The sequence below is a fragment of the Pseudonocardia kunmingensis genome (assembly GCF_006716445.1).
Lineage (GTDB): Bacteria > Actinomycetota > Actinomycetes > Mycobacteriales > Pseudonocardiaceae > Pseudonocardia > Pseudonocardia kunmingensis.
The window spans coordinates 244,310-264,656 of record NZ_VFPA01000003.1; the positions used below are offsets into that span (position 1 = coordinate 244,310).

Annotated in this window: 21 protein-coding genes; 8 read left to right on the plus strand and 13 right to left on the minus strand. The window is 73.2% G+C overall.

The annotated features are described in order from the left end of the window. The first annotated feature begins 18 nt into the window (after positions 1-18). Positions 19-540 carry a GNAT family N-acetyltransferase gene (locus FB558_RS24110; RefSeq protein ID WP_142057119.1) on the plus strand — a complete coding sequence of 174 codons (522 nt, stop codon included), beginning with the start codon at positions 19-21 and terminating at the stop codon, positions 538-540. 536 nt (positions 541-1,076) lie between these two features. On the opposite strand, the gene FB558_RS24115 is transcribed toward FB558_RS24110, so the two are convergent. Beyond that, complete coding sequence (locus FB558_RS24115) at positions 1,077-1,268, minus strand: hypothetical protein (protein WP_142057121.1); 192 nt, start codon at positions 1,266-1,268, stop codon at positions 1,077-1,079. 119 nt (positions 1,269-1,387) lie between these two features. Beyond that, positions 1,388-2,140, minus strand: a complete 753-nt coding sequence (locus FB558_RS24120; protein WP_142057123.1) for a maleylpyruvate isomerase family mycothiol-dependent enzyme — start codon at positions 2,138-2,140, stop codon at positions 1,388-1,390. 139 nt (positions 2,141-2,279) lie between these two features. Here FB558_RS24120 and FB558_RS44705 point away from each other — a divergent pair, with 139 nt between their 5' ends. The 3 genes from FB558_RS44705 (at position 2,280) to icmF (ending at position 6,430) form a co-directional block, all read left to right on the plus strand. Further along, complete coding sequence (locus tag FB558_RS44705) at positions 2,280-2,483, plus strand: hypothetical protein (protein WP_246106718.1); 204 nt, start codon at positions 2,280-2,282, stop codon at positions 2,481-2,483. A gap of 53 nt (positions 2,484-2,536) precedes the next feature. After that, positions 2,537-3,127 (plus strand): phosphotransferase, encoded by a 591-nt coding sequence (locus FB558_RS24125; protein ID WP_246106719.1) that lies wholly within the window; start codon positions 2,537-2,539, stop codon positions 3,125-3,127. A gap of 102 nt (positions 3,128-3,229) precedes the next feature. Further along, complete coding sequence (gene icmF, locus FB558_RS24130) at positions 3,230-6,430, plus strand: fused isobutyryl-CoA mutase/GTPase IcmF (RefSeq protein WP_142057126.1); 3,201 nt, start codon at positions 3,230-3,232, stop codon at positions 6,428-6,430. 21 nt (positions 6,431-6,451) lie between these two features. Here icmF and FB558_RS24135 read toward each other — a convergent pair whose 3' ends face one another. Next, entirely contained in the window at positions 6,452-7,669 is a 1,218-nt protein-coding gene (locus FB558_RS24135) for an MFS transporter (RefSeq protein WP_246106720.1), read from the minus strand. Positions 7,670-7,736: 67 nt separating this feature from the next. On the opposite strand from FB558_RS24135, the gene FB558_RS24140 reads away from it, so the two are divergent. The 3 genes from FB558_RS24140 (at position 7,737) to FB558_RS24150 (ending at position 10,885) form a co-directional block, all read left to right on the plus strand. Then, positions 7,737-8,654 (plus strand): LysR substrate-binding domain-containing protein, encoded by a 918-nt coding sequence (locus FB558_RS24140; RefSeq protein ID WP_246106721.1) that lies wholly within the window; start codon positions 7,737-7,739, stop codon positions 8,652-8,654. A 17-nt stretch (positions 8,655-8,671) separates the two neighbouring features. Beyond that, a complete protein-coding gene (locus FB558_RS24145; protein ID WP_211366808.1) occupies positions 8,672-9,418 on the plus strand; it encodes a helical backbone metal receptor in 747 nt (248 codons plus the stop codon). Between the two features lie 294 nt (positions 9,419-9,712). Continuing rightward, on the plus strand, positions 9,713-10,885 hold the full coding sequence (locus FB558_RS24150; protein ID WP_211366809.1) for an MFS transporter: 1,173 nt from the start codon (positions 9,713-9,715) through the stop codon (positions 10,883-10,885). Here the strand turns inward: FB558_RS24150 and FB558_RS24155 are convergent. From FB558_RS24155 to FB558_RS24200, 10 genes are all read right to left on the minus strand, one after another. Then, positions 10,862-11,626 (minus strand): helix-turn-helix transcriptional regulator, encoded by a 765-nt coding sequence (locus FB558_RS24155; protein ID WP_142057130.1) that lies wholly within the window; start codon positions 11,624-11,626, stop codon positions 10,862-10,864. The two genes, FB558_RS24150 and FB558_RS24155, sit on opposite strands and share 24 nt — an antisense overlap. Positions 11,627-11,769: 143 nt before the next feature. Beyond that, complete coding sequence (locus FB558_RS24160) at positions 11,770-12,186, minus strand: PIN domain nuclease (RefSeq protein ID WP_246106722.1); 417 nt, start codon at positions 12,184-12,186, stop codon at positions 11,770-11,772. Next, positions 12,183-12,404, minus strand: a complete 222-nt coding sequence (gene vapB, locus FB558_RS24165; RefSeq protein ID WP_142059006.1) for a type II toxin-antitoxin system VapB family antitoxin — start codon at positions 12,402-12,404, stop codon at positions 12,183-12,185. The genes FB558_RS24160 and vapB overlap by 4 nt, the downstream gene beginning before the upstream one ends. 41 nt (positions 12,405-12,445) lie before the next feature. Beyond that, complete coding sequence (gene manD, locus FB558_RS24170; RefSeq protein WP_142057133.1) at positions 12,446-13,651, minus strand: D-mannonate dehydratase ManD; 1,206 nt, start codon at positions 13,649-13,651, stop codon at positions 12,446-12,448. Then, positions 13,648-14,502 (minus strand): ABC transporter permease, encoded by an 855-nt coding sequence (locus tag FB558_RS24175; RefSeq protein WP_142057135.1) that lies wholly within the window; start codon positions 14,500-14,502, stop codon positions 13,648-13,650. The genes manD and FB558_RS24175 overlap by 4 nt, the downstream gene beginning before the upstream one ends. Beyond that, positions 14,502-15,404 (minus strand): ABC transporter permease, encoded by a 903-nt coding sequence (locus FB558_RS24180; RefSeq protein ID WP_425468064.1) that lies wholly within the window; start codon positions 15,402-15,404, stop codon positions 14,502-14,504. Before FB558_RS24180 ends, FB558_RS24175 begins: the two co-directional genes overlap by 1 nt. Then, positions 15,401-16,513, minus strand: a complete 1,113-nt coding sequence (locus tag FB558_RS24185; protein WP_142057137.1) for an ABC transporter ATP-binding protein — start codon at positions 16,511-16,513, stop codon at positions 15,401-15,403. The genes FB558_RS24180 and FB558_RS24185 overlap by 4 nt, the downstream gene beginning before the upstream one ends. Continuing rightward, the gene (locus FB558_RS24190; RefSeq protein ID WP_246106723.1) at positions 16,513-17,721 is read right to left on the minus strand and encodes an extracellular solute-binding protein; all 1,209 of its coding nucleotides are present in this window, start codon (positions 17,719-17,721) and stop codon (positions 16,513-16,515) included. Before FB558_RS24190 ends, FB558_RS24185 begins: the two co-directional genes overlap by 1 nt. Beyond that, complete coding sequence (locus FB558_RS24195) at positions 17,718-18,725, minus strand: LacI family DNA-binding transcriptional regulator (RefSeq protein ID WP_142057139.1); 1,008 nt, start codon at positions 18,723-18,725, stop codon at positions 17,718-17,720. Before FB558_RS24195 ends, FB558_RS24190 begins: the two co-directional genes overlap by 4 nt. Positions 18,726-18,859: 134 nt before the next feature. Next, positions 18,860-19,861, minus strand: coding sequence for a TIGR03557 family F420-dependent LLM class oxidoreductase (locus FB558_RS24200; protein ID WP_142059012.1), 1,002 nt, complete (start codon positions 19,859-19,861; stop codon positions 18,860-18,862). A 77-nt stretch (positions 19,862-19,938) separates the two neighbouring features. Between FB558_RS24200 and FB558_RS24205 the strand changes: the two genes are divergently transcribed. Beyond that, the gene (locus FB558_RS24205; RefSeq protein WP_142057141.1) at positions 19,939-20,271 is read left to right on the plus strand and encodes a DUF3140 domain-containing protein; all 333 of its coding nucleotides are present in this window, start codon (positions 19,939-19,941) and stop codon (positions 20,269-20,271) included. Positions 20,272-20,347: the final 76 nt, after the last annotated feature.

The window sequence follows — 20,347 nt, forward strand, 5'->3', positions numbered from 1 at the left end:
CCTGACGGGACTGCAGCCATGACTGCCACCACCATCGAGCCGCCGTTCGCGATCGCGGGCCAGACCGTCGTGCTGCGGCCCACCACCCCCGCCCACGTCCCGGTGTTCCTGGAGGTCCTGCGCCACCCGCAGATCGCGCCCTGGTGGGGCGGGTACGACCTGGAACGCGTGCGCCGCGAACTGCTCGGCCCGCACGGCTACGCCATCGAGCTGGCGGGCGAGGTCGTCGGGCTGATCATCTACCGCGAGGAGACCGACCCCGACCACCGCCACGCCGCGCTCGACCTCGCGCTGCACCCCGACGCCCAGGGTCAGGGCCTGGGCTGCGACGCGCTGCGCGCGATGGCCCACTACCTGGTCACGGCCCGCGGCCACCACCGCGTCACCATCGACCCCGCCGCGCACAACGAGCGGGCCATCCGCAGCTGCACCCGCGCCGGCTTCCGCCCGGTCGGCGTGATGCGGCGCTACGAGCGGTCGACGGACGGCGCGTGGCACGACTGCCTGCTGATGGACCTCGTGAGCGACGACCTCCCCTAGCAGCGCCACGAGCCTCCGCCCCGGGTCGCGCCCCACCCCCCTTCTGCGCCTACGCACCCCGTCGACGGGTCGCGCGGGGGGCGTGAACACGCCCGACCGGGGCCCGTGGTGGCGCCCCGTGCGGCGGGTCGGCGTGGGCGCGCCGTTCCCGGCTCGAGACCGCTGCCCCCGCCCCCGTTCCAGGCCTCACTCGCAGCCACCCCGGCGCCCTACCCACCCCCGGTGGCGAGAGTGGCCGGGTGGGACACAACCACCGAGTGACGTGGTCACCCCGGCAGCCGTCCCCGACATGGCCCCGGCCGGTCCACGACGAGACCGTCCCCGCCGGGTGCCACTCATCCGGCTGTGGTGCCGTTCCCGAACCCCTTCGACACGGTCCTGCCCGACGCCAACAGATCATTTCCGGGCGGCCCGACCTCATGATCAGCAAGTCGGCGCGTTCCCGTGCTGACGACATCGACACCATGGGCCTGCGCGCGCTCCCACCCGGACGAACGGCACTTTCGTCGGTACCTAGCCGACGAACGTGCCGTTCGTCATGCGGAGCCCGCTTCCCGCTCGGCCTTGCGCCGTCGCTCCTCGGCCAGCACGCACAGCACCAGCAGCCCGCCGAGGACGGCCATCACGATGGTCGCCGGCACGTGCAACTGGTCGGGCAGCAGGCGCAGCCACCACGCCTCCGACCCGCTCCCCGCCGACCGGTTGACGACCCCCAGCGTCTCCAGCACCCGCAATTCCCCCTCCGGAACGACCGGATCGAGGATCGCGCCGGGGCCGGCCCGCCCACATCGGGCACAGGGTCCATCCCGCGTCCACCATCGGTATGACGCGAGGGGCCGGCGCGGGGTCAGAAGGGCGTGCGCTCCAGCCAGGTGCGCCACGCCCCCTGGTCCCCGAGGACCGCCAGCCGTGCGTCGTCGGCCGGGATGCGCCGCAGCACCGCCTGCAGCAACACGGCCGCGCTCCCCCGCACCGCCACGGCGCCCTTCCCGTGCCCGTGCTCCCAGCGGACGCGCCCGGCCTCGCCGCGTACGAGCCACTCGCCCGCGGCGCCGAGCCCGTCGTCGGTGGCGTGCAGGTGCAGTGCGACGCCGTCGGGGAGCGCCGGGCCCTCCTCCGGCTCCGCGCGGGCGCCCAGCAGGTCGAGCCATTCGGAGAGGCCGTCGGCGGCGAGCGCGGGGTCGACCTCGTACGGGGCGCCCAGCGCGATCGCGGCGTCGGCCCGGTGCACGACCGACTCGTGCAGGCGCCGCCGGACCCACCAGGCCGCCGGCTGCGGGCCGGTGAACGTCCAGACGGGGACGTCCGCCCCGGTCGCGGCGACCGCCTCGAGCAGCAGCGCCGCGCTCTCGGTGAGCCAACTCACAGCGGCGTCGATCTCCGCGGGCGGCTTCCCGTCGGGGACGGAGCGAAGGTCGACGCGCGCGTCCGCCCGCTCCCGGACGATCATCGCCGCCCACCGGTCGCCGCGCCCGACGTGGGTGAGCAACTGCCGCAAGGTCCATCCGGGGCAGGTCGGAACGGGTGTGTCCGCGTCGGCGCGCCGGAGGACCTCGCCCAACAGACGGTTCTGGTCGACGAACTCCCGGGCGATCTCCATAGCGTGACGCTAGCCCCTTCGGGGGAGCGGGGGTGGGCGCATGGTCGTAGACCGGACCGGGTAGAAAACGCGTATGGCGCCTGAGAAACGGGAATGGTCCGTCCCGGCCCCGGTCCGCGCCCTCCTGTGGTGGCCCGGGGTGGCATTCGTGCTGGTCATGGTCGCTCCGGACGACGCAGCGGTCGGCATCGCCGCGTCCGGCGCCATGCTCGTGACACTCGGCTTCGTCCTCCCGGTGGTCTCGCGCCGCCTGCGCCGCCCCCGTCGCGTACCCGCGATGGACGACCATCCGACGGTGGAGATGCCCACCGTCGAGATGCCTCCGGTGGGGCGCGCCGCCTGAGGCTGCTCGGATCCGGCCGCACGGCCGACGTCTACGCGCTCGACGAACATCGGGTGCTGCGCCGCTACCGGCGGGACCGGGACGCGGGTCCGGAGGCGGCGACGATGGCGCACGTCGCCGCGCTCGGCTTCCCCGCGCCCGCGGTGCACTCCGTGAGCGGTCCCGACCTGGTCATGGAACGGCTGGACGGGCCGACGCTCGGCGCCGCCGTGTCCGCGAACGGTCACGACGCCACCGACGCGGGCCGTGTGCTCGCCGACCTGCACACCCGCCTGCACGCGCTCCCGGCGCGCTCCGGGAACCCGGACGAGAGCGTGCTGCACCTGGACCTGCACCCGGAGAACGTGGTGCTCACCGCCCGCGGGCCGGTGCTGATCGACTGGACCAACGCGACCGACGGCCCTGCCGACCTCGACGTCGCGTTCTCCGCGGTGATCCTCGCCCAGGTCGCCGTCGACCCCGCGCATCCCTACGCCGGTGTCGCCGCGCCGATCCTCGCCGCGTTCCTCCCGGCCGCGGGCGGGCAGCCGTTGCGGATGCTCGAGCGCGCCGTCGCCCGGCGGGCGGCCGATCCCACGATGAGCGCGGGCGAGCTGGAACTGCTGGGCGCGGCCGCCGCCCGCGTCACCGCGCTCGCCCGCTGATCACGCACCGTGCGCAGTCGCGCGCGTCACGCGGCCATGAACTTGCATGTCCGATACTCGGAAGCCAAACTAAATTGGGCACCCCGGTGAGAGGACGACACCATGGCAGAGCTGCACGTGCCGGAGCACCCGGTGCGCTTCGTGACCGCCGCGAGCCTCTTCGACGGCCACGACGCGGCCATCAACATCATGCGGCGCATCCTGCAGCGCCAGGGCGCCGAGGTCGTCCACCTGGGCCACAACCGCTCGGTGGACGAGGTGGTGGCCGCCGCGATCCAGGAGGACGCGCAGGGCGTCGCGATCAGCTCCTACCAGGGCGGCCACGTCGAGTACTTCTCCTACCTCGTGGAGCTGCTGCGCGAGCGCGGCGCCGGGCACATCAAGGTCTACGGCGGGGGCGGCGGGGTGATCGTGCCGCGGGAGATCGAGCTGCTGCACTCCCGCGGCGTCACCCGCATCTTCTCCCCCGAGGACGGCCAGCGGCTCGGGCTCCCCGGGATGATCAACACGATGATCCGCGACTGCGACGTCGACCTCGCCGCGGCGCCGCCTGCCTCCTTCGACGCCCTGTTCACCGGCGAGCCGGCCACCCTCGCCCGCACGCTCACCCTCGCCGAGGCGGGCCGGCTCCCGGCCGAGATCGACCTCACGCCGAAGCGGACGGTCCCGGTGCTGGGCATCACCGGCACCGGCGGCTCGGGGAAGTCGAGCCTCACCGACGAGCTCGTGCGCCGCTTCCGCCTCGACCAGGAGGACAAGCTCCGCATCGCGGTGCTCGCCGTGGACCCGACCCGCCGCCGCGGGGGCGGGGCGCTGCTCGGCGACCGGATCCGGATGAACTCGCTGTCCGGCGACCAGGTGTTCTTCCGCTCCATGGCCACCCGGGGATCGGAGGCGGGCCTTCCGGAGCGCCTGGGCGACGTCATCGGCGTGCTCAAGGCCGCCGCATTCGACCTCGTGATCGTCGAGACGCCGGGCATCGGGCAGGGCGACGCCGGGATCGTGCCGTTCGTCGACCGCTCGCTCTACGTCATGACGCCCGAGTTCGGGGCCGCCTCGCAGCTCGAGAAGATCGACATGCTCGACTTCGCCGACGCGGTGGCGATCAACAAGTTCGAGCGCCGCGGTGCCGAGGACGCCCGTCGCGACGTCGGGCGGCAGCTGGTGCGCAACCGCGAGGAGTTCGGCGCGTCCTGGGAGGACATGCCCGTCTTCGGCACCAGCGCGGCCACCTTCAACGACGACGGCGTCACCGCGCTCTACCACCACCTGCGCGACATGCTGGCCGAGAGCGGGCTCACGGTCGGCGAGGGCAGGCTGCGCCGACCGGAGCGCAAGACGTCCAGCGAGTACGCGGCGGTCATCCCCCCGCAGCGCGTGCGCTACCTGTCCGAGATCGCCGAGACGGTGCGCGGTTACCACGCCGACACCGCCGTCCACGTCGACGCGGCGCGGCGGCGCCAGCACCTGCGGACGGCGCGCGAGCTGGTCGGGGACGCCGTCGACGAGGCGCTGCAGAAGTCCGAGCAGGACCTGCCGGCGGCGTCCGCGGCGCTCCTGGACGAATGGCCGCAGGTCGTCGAGGCGTACTCGGGCGACGAGATGGTCGTGAAGGTCCGCGACAAGGAGCTGCGCACGCAGCTGACCCGCGAGACGCTGTCGGGCAACAAGGTGCCGCGCGTGGCGCTCCCCCGGTTCACCGAGGACGCCGAGCTGCTGCGGTTCCTGCGCAGCGAGAACCTGCCCGGGAAGTTCCCGTTCACGGCCGGGGTGTTCGCGTTCAAGCGCGACGGCGAGGACCCGGGCCGGATGTTCGCCGGCGAGGGCGACGCGTTCCGCACGAACCGGCGCTTCAAGCTCCTCTCCGAGCACTCCGAGGCCAAGCGGCTCTCCACCGCGTTCGACTCGGTCACGCTCTACGGGCACGACCCCGACACCCGCCCGGACGTCTACGGCAAGGTCGGCACGTCCGGCGTCTCCATCGCGACGCTGGACGACATGGAGGTGCTCTACTCCGGGTTCGACCTGACCTCGCCCACCACGTCGGTGTCGATGACGATCAATGGGCCGGCCCCGACGATCCTGGCGTTCTACCTGAACACCGCGATCGACCAGGTGGTCGAGCGGTTCCGGGCGGAGGAGGGGCGCGAGCCCGACGCGGCCGAGCACGAGGAGCTCACCGCGTTCGCCCTGCAGAACGTGCGCGGCACGGTGCAGGCCGACATCCTCAAGGAGGACCAGGGCCAGAACACCTGCATCTTCTCCACCGAGTTCTCCTTGCGGATGATGGCCGACATCCAGGAGTGGTTCATCGAGAAGCAGGTGCGCAACTTCTACTCGGTCTCGATCTCCGGCTACCACATCGCCGAGGCCGGGGCGAACCCCATCAGCCAGCTGGCCTTCACCCTCGCCAACGGGTTCACCTTCGTCGAGAGCTACCTCGCGCGCGGGATGGCGATCGACGACTTCGCGCCCAACCTGTCGTTCTTCTTCTCCAACGGGATGGACGCCGAGTACTCGGTGATCGGGCGCGTCGCGCGGCGGATCTGGGCAGTCGCGATGCGGGAGAAGTACGGGGCGAACGAGCGCTCCCAGAAGCTGAAGTACCACGTGCAGACCTCCGGACGGTCGCTGCACGCGCAGGAGATGGACTTCAACGACATCCGCACCACGCTCCAGGCCCTCTGCGCGCTCTACGACAACGCCAACTCCCTGCACACGAACGCGTTCGACGAGGCCGTGACCACGCCGACCGAGTCGTCCGTGCGCCGCGCGATGGCCATCCAGCTGATCATCGGCAAGGAGTGGGGCATGTCGATGAACGAGAACCCGCTGCAGGGCTCGTTCATCGTCGAGGAGCTCACCGACCTCGTCGAGGAGGCGGTGCTCGCCGAGTTCGACCGGATCTCCGAGCGCGGCGGCGTGCTGGGCGCGATGGAGACCGGCTACCAGCGCGGCCGGATCCAGGACGAGTCGCTGCTCTACGAGCACCGCAAGCACGACGGGTCGCTGCCGATCGTGGGCGTCAACACCTTCGTCCGCGACACGTCCACCGCCGCGCCCGAGGAGATCGAGCTCGCCCGCGCCACCGAGGAGGAGAAGCAGAGCCAGCTCGACCGGCTCGCCGACTTCCAGCGCCGCCACGCCGGCGAGGCCCAGGCCGCGATCCGGCGGCTGCAGGACGTGGCGACCGGAGACGGCAACGTCTTCGACGAGCTGATGCGCGCGGCGCGGGTCTGCAGCCTCGGGCAACTGACGGAGGCGTTCTTCGAGGTGGGCGGGGCGTACCGCCGCAACATGTAGGGCCGCTCCGCCGGTCGGGACCTACGGGGCCGGGATCCTCCTCAGCAGCAGCGACAGCGTCAGGGCCCCTGCCAGCAGCGCCGTCACGTATCCCACCACCGCGGGCCAGCCTGCGGCGTCGTAGGCGAGCCCGCCGGCCGCGCCGCCCACGCTGCTGCCCAGGTAGTAGGCGAACAGGTAGATCGAGGCAGCGATGCCCGGCGCCCCGTCGGGCAGCATCGACGCGCGTCTGCCCACCCAGCTGCTGGCCAGCGAGTGCGCCGCGAAGAACCCGATGGTGACGACCAGCAGCCCGCCCAGGACGGCGATCAGGGCGTCGGGCACCGTGGTCCATGCCCCGACGACGGCGAGCAGGACGGCCGCCCAGAGCACGCGCCTGCGCCCCCAGCGGTCACCCAGGCGCCCGGCCCCGGTCGACGCCCACGTGCCCGCGAGGTAGCCGAGGAACACCAGCCCGACCACGGCGGTGGGCAGGCCGAACGGCGGCGCGAGGAGCCGGAAGCCCAGGTAGTTGTAGACCGTGACGAACGCGCCCATCAACAGGAACGAGATCCCGAACAGGTAGCGCAGGCCGGGGTCGCGCAGCTGGGCCCGCAGCGGGCGTCCCAGCTCGCGCAGCCGCACCCGGGCCGCGGGCGGGGCGAGTGCGGGCGGCAGCAGGAGCCGGAACGCCACGGTGCACAGCAGCGACAGCCCGCCGATGACGGCCAGGGCGACCCGCCAGCCCGCCATGTCGGCGACCGCGCCGGCGACGAGGCGGCCGGAGAGCCCGCCGATCGTGTTGCCCGCGATGAGCAGCCCGACGGCGCCGCCGAGCCAGCGCGGCGCGACCTCGCGCGTCACGTGCGCCATCGCGAGCGCCGGCAGAGCGGCCAGCGCGACGCCCTGCAGCGCCCGGATCCCGATCAGCGCGCCGAACGTGGGCGCGAGCGGTGCCAGCACGCCCAGCACCGCGGACGCCGCCAGCGCGACCGTCATCACGCGGGTGCGACCCCACGACTCGGCCACCGCCGACAGCGGGATGATCGCCAGCGCCAGCGTGCCGGTCGTGGCCGAGAGCGCCAGGCTCGCCGCGGACGACGAGACGTCGAACTCGGCCGCCAGCGTGGGCAGCAGCGCCTGCACGCAGTAGACCAGCACGAACGTCGCCAGGCCCGCGCACCACATCGCCGCACCGAGCCGCCGGTAGGCCGCGGTGCCGCGTTCGTGACCGGTCGCTGCCGGGGCGGTCGTTGTCATCGCTCACCACGGTAGGAGCGACGATCTGATGCGTCCAATGCATCTTCGCTTCTCCTACGATGCAGAAGTGGATGAGTCGGACCTCCTCGCGACGCTGGCGCCCCGCCTCCGGCAGTTCACCGCCGTCGCCCGCACCGAGCACATGACGCACGCGGCCGAGGCGATCGACGTGCCGCAGTCCACGCTCAGCCGCGGGATCGCCCGCCTCGAGCACGACCTCGGCGTCGCGCTGTTCGTCCGGACCGGCCGCGCGATGCGCCTCACCCGCGCGGGCCGCACCCTCCTGCGGCACGCCGAGCGCGCCGTGGCCGAGCTGGACGCGGCGGCGCGCGAGATCGACGCCGACGCCGACGCCGTGCGCGGCCGGGTGGCACTGGGCTTCCTGCACACGTTCGGCGCGGAGGCGGTGCCGCGGCTGCTGCGCGAGTTCCGCCGCACCCACCCGGACGTGCGGTTCGACCTGGCCCAGGGCGGCAACGACGCGATCCTGGAGCGGCTGCGGGCCGGCGAGGTGGACCTCTGCGTCACCTCACCGCCGCCGCCCGACCCCGGCCTCGTCACCGCGCCGATGTACGAGCAGGAGCTGCGCCTCGTCGTCCCGGCCGAGCACCCGCTGGCCGTCCGGCGCGACGGGCTGCCGCTGGCCGCGGCGGCCACCGCGCAGTTCGTGGGCTACCGGCCAGGGTTCGGGCTGCGCAGCCTCACCGAGGCGTGGTGCCGGGAAGCCGGCTTCGTGCCGCGGATGGCGTTCGAGGGCGAGGACGGGGAGACGCTGCGCGGCCTGGTCGGCGCCGGGCTCGGCGTGGCGCTGCTCGCGCCGAGCGCGCACCGCACGCCGGGCACCGTCGAGCTGCCCGTCACCGCGCCGCGCACCGCGCGGATGGTCGGCCTGGTCTGGGTGGCCGACCGCCCCGCGGGTCCGGCCGTGCGGGTCTTCCGCGACTTCCTGCGCCGGTCGGGACCGGCGCTGCTCGCCGGGCGCTGAGGGGGCATGCTGGTGCCGTGGTGGACGACCTCGGCCTGCCGGTGCCCGTACCCGCGCAGGTGCGCCGCGTCGTCTCGATCGTCCCGTCGCTCACCGAGGCGGTGGCCGCCACCGCACCCGGGCTGCTGGTGGGCGCCACCGACTGGTGCACGCACCCGGCGGACCTGGACGTCGCACGGGTGCGCGGCACCAAGAACCCGGACGTCGAGGCGATCATCGCCCTGGCGCCCGACCTCGTCGTCGCCAACCAGGAGGAGAACCGCCCCGGCGACCTCGACGCGCTGCGCGCCGCCGGGCTCGCCGTCTGGGTCACCGACATCCGCACGGTCGAGGGCGCGTTCACCTCGCTGACGCGGATGCTCTCCGCCTGCGGCCTCGACCGGCCCGGATGGCTGGACGAGGCGGAGGCGGCCTGGGCCGCCCTGTCGGAGCCGGACGTGCGGCGGCGCGCGGTCGTGCCGATCTGGCGCAGGCCGTGGATGGCGGTCGGGCGCGACACCTTCACCGGCGCCGTGCTGCACCGCGTCGGCGTCGACAACGCACTCGCCGACGCCGACGAGCGCTACCCCCGCATCGACCCGGCGGACCTGCCACCGCACGACCTCGTGGTGCTGCCCGACGAGCCCTACCTCTTCACCGCCGAGGACGGCCCGGAGGCTTTCCCGGACGTCCCCGCGGCGCTGGTCAGCGGCCGGCTGCTGACCTGGTACGGCCCGAGCCTCACGGAGGCCGCCCGCACCCTCCCCGGCGCGCTGAGCCCATAGGCCCCCGCTCACACACCGACTCCTGCGCTCACACACCGACTGCAGTCGGTGTGGCAGCACTGCAATCGGTGTGCGACCGGCGGAGCCGCCCCGACGGCCGTCGCACACCGGCCGCCGCCTCCCACACCGTCTCCAGCACTCGCACACCGACTTCGTGCCTCGCACACCGACTGCAGTCGGTGTGGCAGCACCGCAGTCGGTGTGCGAGCGCGGCGCGGACCCGGCCGACGTCCGATCAACCGGACGCGACGTGCGATCAACACCTGGGGGACGCACCCGGTGATGCTCGAACCCGTGACGATCGAACATGACACCGCCCCCGTGAGGGCGTCGACGAGGGCCTCCCGGGAATGGAGCCCGGTCATCGCGCTCGCGACCGGGATCGCCCTGCTCGTGGCGAGCGAGTTCCTCCCCGCGAGCGTCCTGCCCGCGATGGCGGCCGACCTCGGCGTCAGCGAGGGCACGGCGGGTCTGGCCGTCGCCGCGACGGCCATCGCCGGTGCCGTCACGGCGCCGAGCATCGCGGTCCTGCTGCCCCGGACCGACCGGCGCCTGGTGCTCGTCGCCCTGCTTGCGGCCGGGGCCCTCGCGAACCTCGCGGTGGCGATCGCACCGCACTTCGCGCTGCTGCTCGCCGGCCGGCTCGTGCTCGGGGTCGCGATCGCGGGCTACTGGTCGTTCGCGTTCGGCGTGGGCACCCACGCGGTGCCCGGTCGCAACCGCCTCGTCTCGACGGCCCTCGCCTTCGGCGTCAGCGTCGCGACGGTCGTCGCGCTCCCGATCGCCTCGCTGGTCAGCGACGTGCTCGGTTGGCGCGCCGCGTTCGTGGGCGCCGCCGTCCTCGGCGCGCTCAGCGCCGCCGCCGTCGCCGCGACCGTGCCGCCGGTTCCCGCCCACCCGGCGGCCGGCCTCGCCATGCTGCGTCGGGCGATCCGCAACCGGCGCCTCGTGGCCGGCGTCGCCTGCATCGTCCTCGTCGCGTTCGGCAACTTCGCCGCCTACCCCTACATCCGGCTCGCGATCGAGCGCGTCGACCCGGGCAGCACGGCCTGGCTGCTGCTGGCGTGGGGCATCGGCGGCATGGCGGGCACCGTCGCCGCGGGCGCGCTCGCACGCTGGCTCCGGCCCGCGGCGGCGCTCGCCCCCGTGTTGATCGCCGTGGGCCTGCTCCTCACCGCGACGGCGACGGCGCTCCCGCCGCTGGCGGTGGGCGTCGTGCTGTGGGGTTTCGGGTTCAACATGGTGCCGGTGGCCACGCAGCTGTGGGTGACCCGCGTGGAGCCCGAGCGCGCGGAGTCGGCGATGTCGCTGCAGGTCACGGCGTTCCAGGTGGCGATCACGCTGGGTGCGAGCATGGGTGGCGTGATCGTCGACGCGCGCGGCGTCGGTCCGGCGCTGGTCGTCGGAGCGAGCGTCGCGGCCGTCGCGGCGCTCGGGTTCGGGCTACTGCGGGTCCCGCGCGAGTGACGACGTCCGCCACTCCTGCGGGGCGACGCCCTGGTGCGCCGAGAACGCCCTGCTGAAGGCGGCGGTCGAGCCGTAGCCCACGGCGAACGCGATCTGGGTGACGGTGCGGCCGGGGTCCCGCAGCAGCTTGCGGGCCACCTGCATCCGCACGTCGCGCAGCACCTCGCTCGGGCTGCGTCCCAGCGCGCGCCGGAACCGCTCGGTGAGCGCCGACCGCGACAGGTGCGCCAGCCGCGCCATCTCGTCGATCGTCCAGGCCGCGCCGGGATGGCGCATCACCTCCGCCATGACGTCGGCGACGACGGGATCCGACCCGGCGGGCGGCTCGTCGCGCCGCCCGGTGTCCTCCAGCCATGAGGCGACCATCGCCGCGCCGACCAGACCGCCGTAGCTCGCGGCGAACGCCGATGGCGTGCACGCGTCCCGCAGCGGGCACATGTCGATCAGTGCGGCGACGCCGGGGTGCCGGGCGCTGAAGCCCGGGACGACGAGCGGGCTCGGCAGCAGCCGGGTCGGGATGGCGAGGCGGAGGTCGGCGACGGCGACCTCCGCCTCGTCGAGCGCGGTCACCCGGCGGGCGGTGGCCCCGCCGACGAGGACGGCGTCGCCGCACCTCAGCGCACGGGTGCCGTCCACCGTCTCGAGCGCGACCGCGCCGCGCAGCACCAGGAGCCACATCGCGCCGGGCCCGCCCGCGACGTCGTCGCCCGCCGCGAGCGTGAGGTGCCCCAGGGTCGACATCTCCCACTGCGGCTGTACCGGCCCGAGGGTTGGCGGCGTTCCGGGGATTGGCGTCGTCGCGAGCGTTGGCGCTTCCGGCAGGACCGTCGTCACGGGTCGTGCAGCGCCGCCTCGCGATCCGGCATTCCCGAGCGAATGCCGATCTACGTGGCGGAGGGCACCCGCAGTCGCTCGACCGGCTGCCCGGTGATCCCGGCGATGAGGTCGAAGTCCTTGTCCACGTGGAGAACGACCAAGCCTGCGAGCTCCGCCAGCGCGGCGATCATCAATTCCGGCACCGACGGCGCGCGGTGCATCCCCCGATCGGCGAGCAGGAGCTGGACCTCGACGGCGCGGTCCTCGGCAGCCGGGGTGAGGTACTCGGTCGGCATCGCGGCCAGCGGGGGGCGCTGCTGCGACAGGCGCAGGTCAGAGCCGGACCGCGCGGAGAACCCGATCTCGAGCCGGGTCGCCGTGGCGATCCGGACGAGACCGCGATCGACGCGCTCGACCCAGGTCGCCACGTCCGGACTGGCGCGCAGCCGGACCAACGCCGACTTGTCGGCCAACCACGTCGTCACTCCCAGGCCTCGCCCATCACATCCGGATCCGCCAGGTCGGCGAAGGCGTCGCCGAACCAGGCGAGGTCGGCCTCGGTGACGGGTCGTGTCGGCCGCACCGCGGCGCGTTGCAGTTCCCGTTTGAGGTACTCGGCGCGTGACAGACCGAGCCGCCGCGCCTGGTCATCGAGGGCTGCGACCACATCGGGGGCCACGTCGCGGATCAAGATGTCGGTCATCAGCGGCACCTCCGCGACCTATGATAGCAGCGGATATCGCGTCACCACGAGTGCAGCGTGCCGTCCTGCAACCGGTTCACCGGCAGCGCCGCCGGCGTGTACGGGTACCGCGCCGCCAGCTCCTCGTCGATGTCGACGCCCAGGCCGGGGGCGTCGCCGGGGTGCAGGTAGCCGTCCTCGTAGCGGTAGGTGTGCGGGAACACCGCGTCGGTCTCGGCGCTGTGGGGCATGTACTCCTGCAGCCCGAAGTTGGGGATCGCGATGTCGAGCTGCAGGGCCGCGGCCATGCAGACCGGCGACAGGTCCGTGGCCCCGTGCGACCCGCTGCGGACGTGGTGCAGCGCGGCCAGGTCGAAGATCCGCCGCAGGTGCGTGATGCCACCGGCGTGCACCACCGTGGCGCGCACGTAGTCGATCAGCTGCTCGCGGATGAGCTGCGCGCAGTCGAAGATCGTGTTGAACACCTCGCCCACCGCGATCGGCGTGGTGGTGTGCTGGCGGATCAGCCGGAAGCCCTCCTGCAGCTCGGCGGGCACCGGGTCCTCCACCCAGGTCAGGGCGTAGGGCTCCAGCGCCTTGCCCAGCCGCGCGGCCTCGATCGGGGTGAGCCGGTGGTGGGCGTCGTGCAGCAGCTTGACGCCCGGCCCGAACTCCTCGCGGACCCGGGCGAACACGGTCGGGATGTGGTCGAGGTAGGCCTCGGTGGACCACACCGACTCGGTCGGCACCGCCGCCGACGCCGGCTCGTAGATCGCGGCCGAGCTCACCCCGTACACGCCCTCCAGGCCGGGGATGCCGCTCTGCACCCGCACCGCCCGGAAGCCCTCGTCGAGGTGGCGCGCCACGGCGGCGAGCACGCCGTCGACGTCCTCGCCGTTGGCGTGCCCGTACACCGTCACACCCTCGCGGCTGCGCCCGCCGAGCATCTGGTGCACGGGCAGCCCCGCCTGCTTGCCCTTGATGTCCCACAACGCCGTGTCGACGGCGGCGATCGCGGCCATCGTCACCGGCCCGCGCCGCCAGTACGCGCCCTTGTAGAGGTACTGCCAGGTGTCCTCGATGCGCGTGGCGTCGCGGCCGATCAGCACCGGCACGACGTGCTCGGTGAGGTAGGCCGCGACGGCCTGCTCGCGCCCGTTCAGGGTGGCGTCGCCGACGCCCGTCAGCCCCTCGTCGGTGACGATCTTGAGCGTGACGAAGTTGCGCCCGGGACAGGTCACGACGACACGGGCGTCGACGATCTTCACGGCTCCGGGTTCTCCTTCACACGGGCGACGAGCTGCGTCGGGTTGACGTAACGCAGGGCGATGACGAGCAGCACTAGCATCGTGGACGTGTAGATCACGGCCATCGCGTCGACGGACTGCTGTGCCCTGATCCCGGCCGCGGACATCGAGTAGTACAGCGCCACGACCAGGGTCTGCGAGTCCGGACCGGCGGTGAGGAACGTCAGCTCGAACATGCCGACCGTGCGCACCAGCACCAGGATCGACGCGGCGAGGATGCCCGGCACCAGCAGCGGGCCGAGCACGCGCAGGAACAGCGCGCGCATCCCGGCGCCGCACATCCGCGCCGCCGACTCGATGCTCGGGTTGATCTGCTCGATGAACGGCGTCATCGTCAGGATCACGAACGGCACCGACGGCACCAGGTTCGCCAGCACGACGCCGGACATGTTGCCCGCGAAGCCGTACTTGTAGAGCACGGTGGCCAGCGGGATGCCGTAGGTGATCGGCGGCATCAGGATCGGCAGCAGGAACGCGAAGTAGACGAGGTTCTTGCCCGGGAACGTGCGCCGGGCGAGCACGTAGGACGCCGGAACCCCGATCAGCACCGAGATGACGACGACCAGCAGCGAGATCTGCAGCGTGACGCTGACGACGTCGAACAGCTGGAAGTCCTGCCACGCCGTGGCGTACCAGCTCGTGGTGAAGCCCTCGGGCAGCCAGGTGCCGAACCACTGCGTGCCGAACGAGCTGACCAGCACCGAGCCGACCACGCCGGCCAGGTTGACCAGGAAGAACGCGACCGCGCCCCACACCAGCCACGCCGCCGGGCTCGCGACGATCCGGCGTTTGCCGGGCTGTATGACGGCCATCAGCCCTTGCCCCCCGTCGACCCGGTGTAGAGCCGCGAGCGCCACAGCAGCACCACGGCGATGACGAGCAGCTCCACCACGCCCATCACCATCGCGATCGCCGAGGCGAGCGAGTAGTCGTACTGCTCGTAGGCGGCCTGGTAGGCGGCGAGCGCGAGCACGCGCGTCTCCCCCGCCGGGTTGCCGACGAGCACGGCGGACGGGAACACGCTGAACGCCAGCACGAAGGCCAGGCAGAACGTGGTGGCCAGGCCGGGGGCGAGCAGCGGCAGCGTGATGTGGCGGAACCGCTGCCTCCAGTCGGCGCCGAGCGTGGCGGCCGCCCGCTCCAGTGTGGGGTCGATGCCCGAGAGGTAGGACAGGATCAGCAGGAACGCGAACGGGAACCCGGTGATCACCAGCGAGAAGAACACGCCCCAGTAGTTGCCGGTGAGCTGCACCGGCTCGGCCATCCCGACGCTCATCAGGATCTTGTTGAACCACCCGGCCGGGCCGAGGAAGTTCAGCAGGCCCTGCGCGGTGAGCACGGTGCCGAGCGTGATCGGCACGACGAGCACGATCGTGAGCAGCCGCTTGCCGCGGAAGTTGCCACGCATCCGGTAGGCGATGGGCACCGAGGCCAGCACGTTCAGCAGGGCCGCGGGCAGCGAGAGCCCGAGCGTGATCCAGATCGTGTTCCGCTGGTAGGGGTCGGTGAAGAACGCCGCGTAGCTGGCCAGCGGCCCGCCCTCCTCGGGCGCGAACGACAGCTGCAACCCGTAGAAGAAGGGGTAGAGGAACAGCAGCGCCACGAACAGCACCGCCGGGGCGAGCAGCAGCAGCTGCCGGTCCACGCCCCGCTCGGCGAGCCGGTGGCGCAGCGCGGGCGCCTGCGACGCCGGGCGTTCCAGGGGGGCCGTCACGACGGCACCGCCTCGGCCGCGGCCAGCGGCGCGGGCACCTGCTCGCCGGGGGCGAGCGGGTAGGCGAGCAGGCGGTGCGGGTCGACGGTCAGCGTCACCGCGTCGCCGGGCGCGAGCCGCTGGTCGGTGCGTACGTGCAGCGGGCGACCGCGGTCCGTGCGGACCTCGACGGCCAGCTCGCGCCCCTGGTACTCGACCACCTCGACGGTGGCCGCGATCAGGTTCGCGCCCTCGCCGGCCGCCACCCGCACGTCCTCCGGGCGGACGGCCGCGACCACGTCCGCACCCGCGGACAGCGGGCCGACCGCCGTGCCGGTGAGGCGCAGACCCTCTCCCTCGAGGACCACGTCCTCGCCGGAGGCCTGCGCGGCCGTCAGCGGGAGCATGTTGCGGAACCCCATGAAGTCGGCCACGTGCCAGTTCACCGGCCGGGCGTGCAGGTCCTCGGGCGTGCCGACCTGCTGCACCCGCCCGTCGCGCAGGACGACGAGCCGGTCGGCCAGCGACAGCGCCTCCTCCTGGTCGTGCGTGACGTAGACGGTGGTGAGCCCGAGCGACTGGTGCAACCTGCGGATCTCGGTGCGCATCTCCAGGCGCAGCTTCGCGTCGAGGTTGGACAGCGGCTCGTCCATCAGCACGAGCGAGGGCTCCAGCACCACGGCACGCGCGATCGCCACGCGCTGCTGCTGCCCGCCCGAGAGCTGGCCGGGCAGCTTGTCGGCGTGCGCGTCGAGCTGGACGAGGCGGATCGCCTCGGCCGTGCGCCGGGCGACCTCGGCCTTCGGCAGCCGCCGCATCTGCAGCCCGAAGGCGACGTTGCGGCGCACCGACATGTGCGGGAAGAGCGCGTAGCTCTGGAACACCATGCCGAACCCGCGCTTCTCCGGGGGCAGCACGTCCACGCGGGTCTCGTCCTGCCAGATCGACCCGGAGGTCAGCGGCAGCAGTCCGGCCAGGCAGTTCAGCGCCGTCGACTTCCCGCACCCGGACGGCCCGAGCAGGGCGATGAACTCGCCCGCCCGGATCGTCAGGTCCAGGTCGGCCAGGGCGTCCTTGCCGGAGAACCGGCGCCCGACGCCGTCGAGGCGCAGCTCGGAGAAGCCGCTCATCAGGAGTTGCCCCCACCGATCTCGCGGTCCCAGCGGTCGAACGCCGCGACCATGTCCTCGGTCGCCAGCGGGGTGGCCTTCGGGTGGTCGGCGATGAGCGCCTCGTACTCCGGGCGGCCGAACTGCTGGATCACCTGCTGCGACTCGGCGGGCGCCATGTCCACCGTGACGCCCTCGACGGCCGGGCCGGGGTAGAAGTAGCCCGAGTCGTAGGCCTTGGCCTGCTGCTCGGGGGTGAGCATGAACTGGATCAGCGCCAGCAGGGCCGCCTGCTTGTCGGCCGAGACGCCCTTGGGGATCGCGGCGTAGTGGGCGTCGGTGACCCAGGTGAAGCCCTCGAGCGTGCCGACCTGGACGTCGGCGGGCACGGTGCCCAGCGCCCGCGGGTTGATGTCCCAGCCGGTGGTGGTGACGATGATGTCGTTGGTGCCGTTGGCCAGGTTCTTCATCGTGTCGGTCGTGCCCGACGGGTACTGCGTGATGGTCTTGTCCAGCTCGGCCAGGTAGGCCCAGGTCTTGTCCCACCCGTTCATCGGGTCCTTCGGGTCGCTGTCACCGAGGATGTAGGGCAGGCCCATGAGGAAGGTGCGCCCCGGCCCCGAGTTCGACGGACGCGCGTACCCGACCTTGCCGGGGTTGGCCTGCGCGTACGCCAGCAGCTCCGCGGCCGTCGTGGGCGGGTTCGGCACCCGGTCCGGCGCGTACTCGATGAGCGGCCCGGACGGGTAGTAGGTGACGACCACGCCGTGGTCGACGGCCAGCTCCTGCATCGCCGCGGCCGGCTCCTGGTAGTTCGCCATGTTGGAGAGGCGGTCGGCGAACTGCGGCAGCAGCGGCGTGAACAGGCCCTGCTCGGTGCCGGCGGACAGCCCGTCGGTGCCGGTGAGCACGAGGTCGATGCCGAGCCGGCCGGCGTCCTGCTGCGCCTTGATCTTGCCGGCCATCTCGGGCGCCGCGGCCTTCTCGGTGGTCACCCGCGAGACGATGTCCGGGTTCTGCGCCACGAACTCGTCGATCATGCCCTGGGTCAGCTGCAGGTTGCCGGCGACGTCCAGGATGTTGAGCGAGACGGCCTCCGCGGGCCGGTCGGGCACCTCACCCGCCGGCACCTCTGCGCTGCCCGGCCCCTCCGGGGCGCCGCAGGCGGTCAGCAGCAGGAGGGCGCTGATCCCACCTGCGGTCAGTGCGGTGCGCCATTGCATCCTCATCGGGAAGATCCCTTCGTCGGGGCCGGTGCGACGGCAGTGCTGCCGCGCACGATGAGCTGGGTGGGGAGTTCGCGGTGCACCGGTCCGGGCTCGCCACCGGGGCCGAGCATCGAGAGCAGCAGACCGACGGTGGCGCGGCCCGCGGAGCGCTTGGGCACCGACACCGTGGTGAGCGCGGGCTGGCTCATCGCGGACATGCCGATGTCGTCGCAGCCGACCACGCTGAGCCCGTCGGGCACGCCCACCCCGCGCGCGCCGAGCCTGCTGAGCAGCCCGAGGGCGACCACGTCGTTGTAGGCGATCACCGCGGTCGCCCCCGAGGCCAGTACGAGGTCCGCCGCGGCGACACCGCCCTCGAACTGCGGCGGGAAGTGCCCGACGTGCACCAGTTCGGTGCCGCCCGCCGCGGCGGCCGCCCTCAGGCCGCGCTCGCGCTGGTCGTTCGACCACGACGTGCGCGGCCCGGCCACGTAGGCGACGCGCTCGTGCCCGAGGGCGGCGAGGTGGTCGAGGGCCTGCCGCATGCCGTCGGCGTTGTCGACGATCACGCTGGGGCGCTCCCCCACGCGGCGGTTCATCAGCACGACCGTGGAGTCCGCGCCGACGGCGGCGAGCTCGGCGTCGGGCGCGCGCGGGGAGCAGAGGATCAGCCCGTCGACCTGCTTGGCCAGCGCGCGCATCAGGTCGATCTCGGCGTCGGCCACCTCGTCGGTGTCGGCGATGAACACCGAGTGGTCCGCGGCGCGCGCCGCCGCCTGCACGCCCTTCACGACCGAGGCGAAGAACGGGTTGGACAGGTCAGGGACGATCAGCCCGAGGTTGCCGGTGCGGCCGGTGATCAGCCCGCGGGCCGCCCGGTTGGGGTGGTAGCCCAGGCGCCGCGCCGCCGTCTCCACCCGCGCCCGGGTCGGGGGACGGACCAGCTCCGGCATCGACAGCGCCCGGGACACGGTGGCCGGGGAGACGCCCGCCGCACGGGCGACGTCGCGGATGGTCGGTGCCACGCCTCTCCCCTCGTCGGCCGGTGCGCGCGAGGAAGTCTGAAACCGTTTGCGAGCGGAGTCAACCCCGTAGTGCTGCGGGATCCCGGCGTTTCAGGGAGCCGTGATGAAGATGTTGCAATGCTTTCCAGTCGATCTCAGCGGACGCGGACCGCCGCGTGGCCCGCCGCGCCGAACTCCTCCCGCAGCGCGGGCAGCAGCTCCCGCTCGGCGACGGCGAGGAACTCCGGCTGGGTGTCCCCACCCGCCTGGGCCAGCGCGACGTGGGTGAAACCGGCGTCCACGAAGGGGCGCACCGCCTCGACGTGGGCCGCGACGTCCGGGCCGCAGGGGATGGCGCGCGTGACGTCGCCCGGGGTGACGAACCGGGTCGCTGCGGCGAACGCGGCCGTGCCCGGCAGCTCCGCGTTCACCTTCCACCCGCCCGCGGACCAGCGGAACTGCGCGTGCGCCCGGTCCGCCGCGACGTCCCGGTCGGGGTCCCAGCTGATCGGCAGCCGACCGATCTTGGGCAGCGCCGTGCCCGCGGCGGCGTCGAAGCCCCGCACCAGCTCGGCCCGGGGCTCGACGGCGATCATGGCGTCGGCGACCGGGGCGAAGGCCCGCACCGACTGCTCCCCCGAGACCGCCACCGCGACGGGGACGCCCGCATCGGGGCGATCCCAGAGCTTCGCCGAGTCGACGCGGTAGTGCGCGCCGCGGCGGTTGACGTACCCGCCGGCGAACAGCTCCCCGATGATCTCGATGGCCTCGCCGAGCATCTCGTGCCGCACGTTCACCGGCGGCCAGCCCGCCCCGACCACGTGCTCGTTCAGGTTCTCCCCGGCGCCCAGGCCGAGGCAGAAGCGCCCGTCCCCGGCGAGCAGCGCCACCGTCGCCGCCTTCTGCGCCACGACCACCGGGTGGTAGCGCATCGTCGGGCACGTCACGCAGGTCATCAGCGGCATGCGCTCGGTGGCCGCGGCCACCGCCCCCAGTACCGGCCAGGCGTTCGGCGCGTGGCCCTGCCCGTCCAGCCACGGGGAGAGGTGGTCGCTGATCACCGCGAAGTCGAACCCGGCGTCCTCGGCCCCGACCGCGTCGGCGACCAGCTCGCGCGGTCCGCGCTGCTCGCAGAGCAGCGAGTAGCCGAAGGCCACCATGCCCTCCCGGTACCCCTTGACGCCGCTACTACGCGGGGTGGGTCAGGGGCCACCGGGGCGGGTAGGCCCCCGGCATGGCCGACGTCGACGACGAACTGTGGGACGAGTTCCACCGCGTGGTGAACATGACCTCGCGCGAGCTGGGCGACTGGCTGCGCACCCGCGACGCGGGCGAGGACGCCGAGGCACTGCCCGACCAGGCCGGCACGCCGACCGGCCAGGAGGTGCTCGGCATCCTGGGCAAGCGCCGCGGCGACCTGACCGAGGAGGACGCGCACGTGATGCGCCGCGTCGTCGAACGGGTGCACGCGCAGCGCCGCGACGACCTGGAGCCGACGGCCGGCCAGTCCGGCTGGCGGCACCGGCTGATGTCGCTGGGTCACGACCCGTTGAAACCGGTCGGGTAGCAGCGCCCCGGAGCGCGGAGCACCTCGCAGGGCGCAGGCGCGCTGCGAGGTGCTCCAGGGGCTGCGACGAGCCCTG

Coding starts and splice junctions, on each gene's coding strand:
- vapB (WP_142059006.1), bottom strand. CDS start 12,404: ATGACCGACATCTTGATCCGCGACGTGGCCCCCGATGTGGTCGCAGCC.
- FB558_RS24175 (WP_142057135.1), bottom strand. CDS start 14,502: ATGGCCGTCATACAGCCCGGCAAACGCCGGATCGTCGCGAGCCCGGCG.
- icmF (WP_142057126.1), top strand. CDS start 3,230: ATGGCAGAGCTGCACGTGCCGGAGCACCCGGTGCGCTTCGTGACCGCC.
- FB558_RS24155 (WP_142057130.1), bottom strand. CDS start 11,626: ATGTCGACCCTGGGGCACCTCACGCTCGCGGCGGGCGACGACGTCGCG.
- FB558_RS24185 (WP_142057137.1), bottom strand. CDS start 16,513: ATGAGCGGCTTCTCCGAGCTGCGCCTCGACGGCGTCGGGCGCCGGTTC.
- FB558_RS24110 (WP_142057119.1), top strand. CDS start 19: ATGACTGCCACCACCATCGAGCCGCCGTTCGCGATCGCGGGCCAGACC.
- FB558_RS24120 (WP_142057123.1), bottom strand. CDS start 2,140: ATGGAGATCGCCCGGGAGTTCGTCGACCAGAACCGTCTGTTGGGCGAG.
- FB558_RS24190 (WP_246106723.1), bottom strand. CDS start 17,721: ATGAGGATGCAATGGCGCACCGCACTGACCGCAGGTGGGATCAGCGCC.
- FB558_RS24135 (WP_246106720.1), bottom strand. CDS start 7,669: ATGACAACGACCGCCCCGGCAGCGACCGGTCACGAACGCGGCACCGCG.
- FB558_RS24205 (WP_142057141.1), top strand. CDS start 19,939: ATGGCCGACGTCGACGACGAACTGTGGGACGAGTTCCACCGCGTGGTG.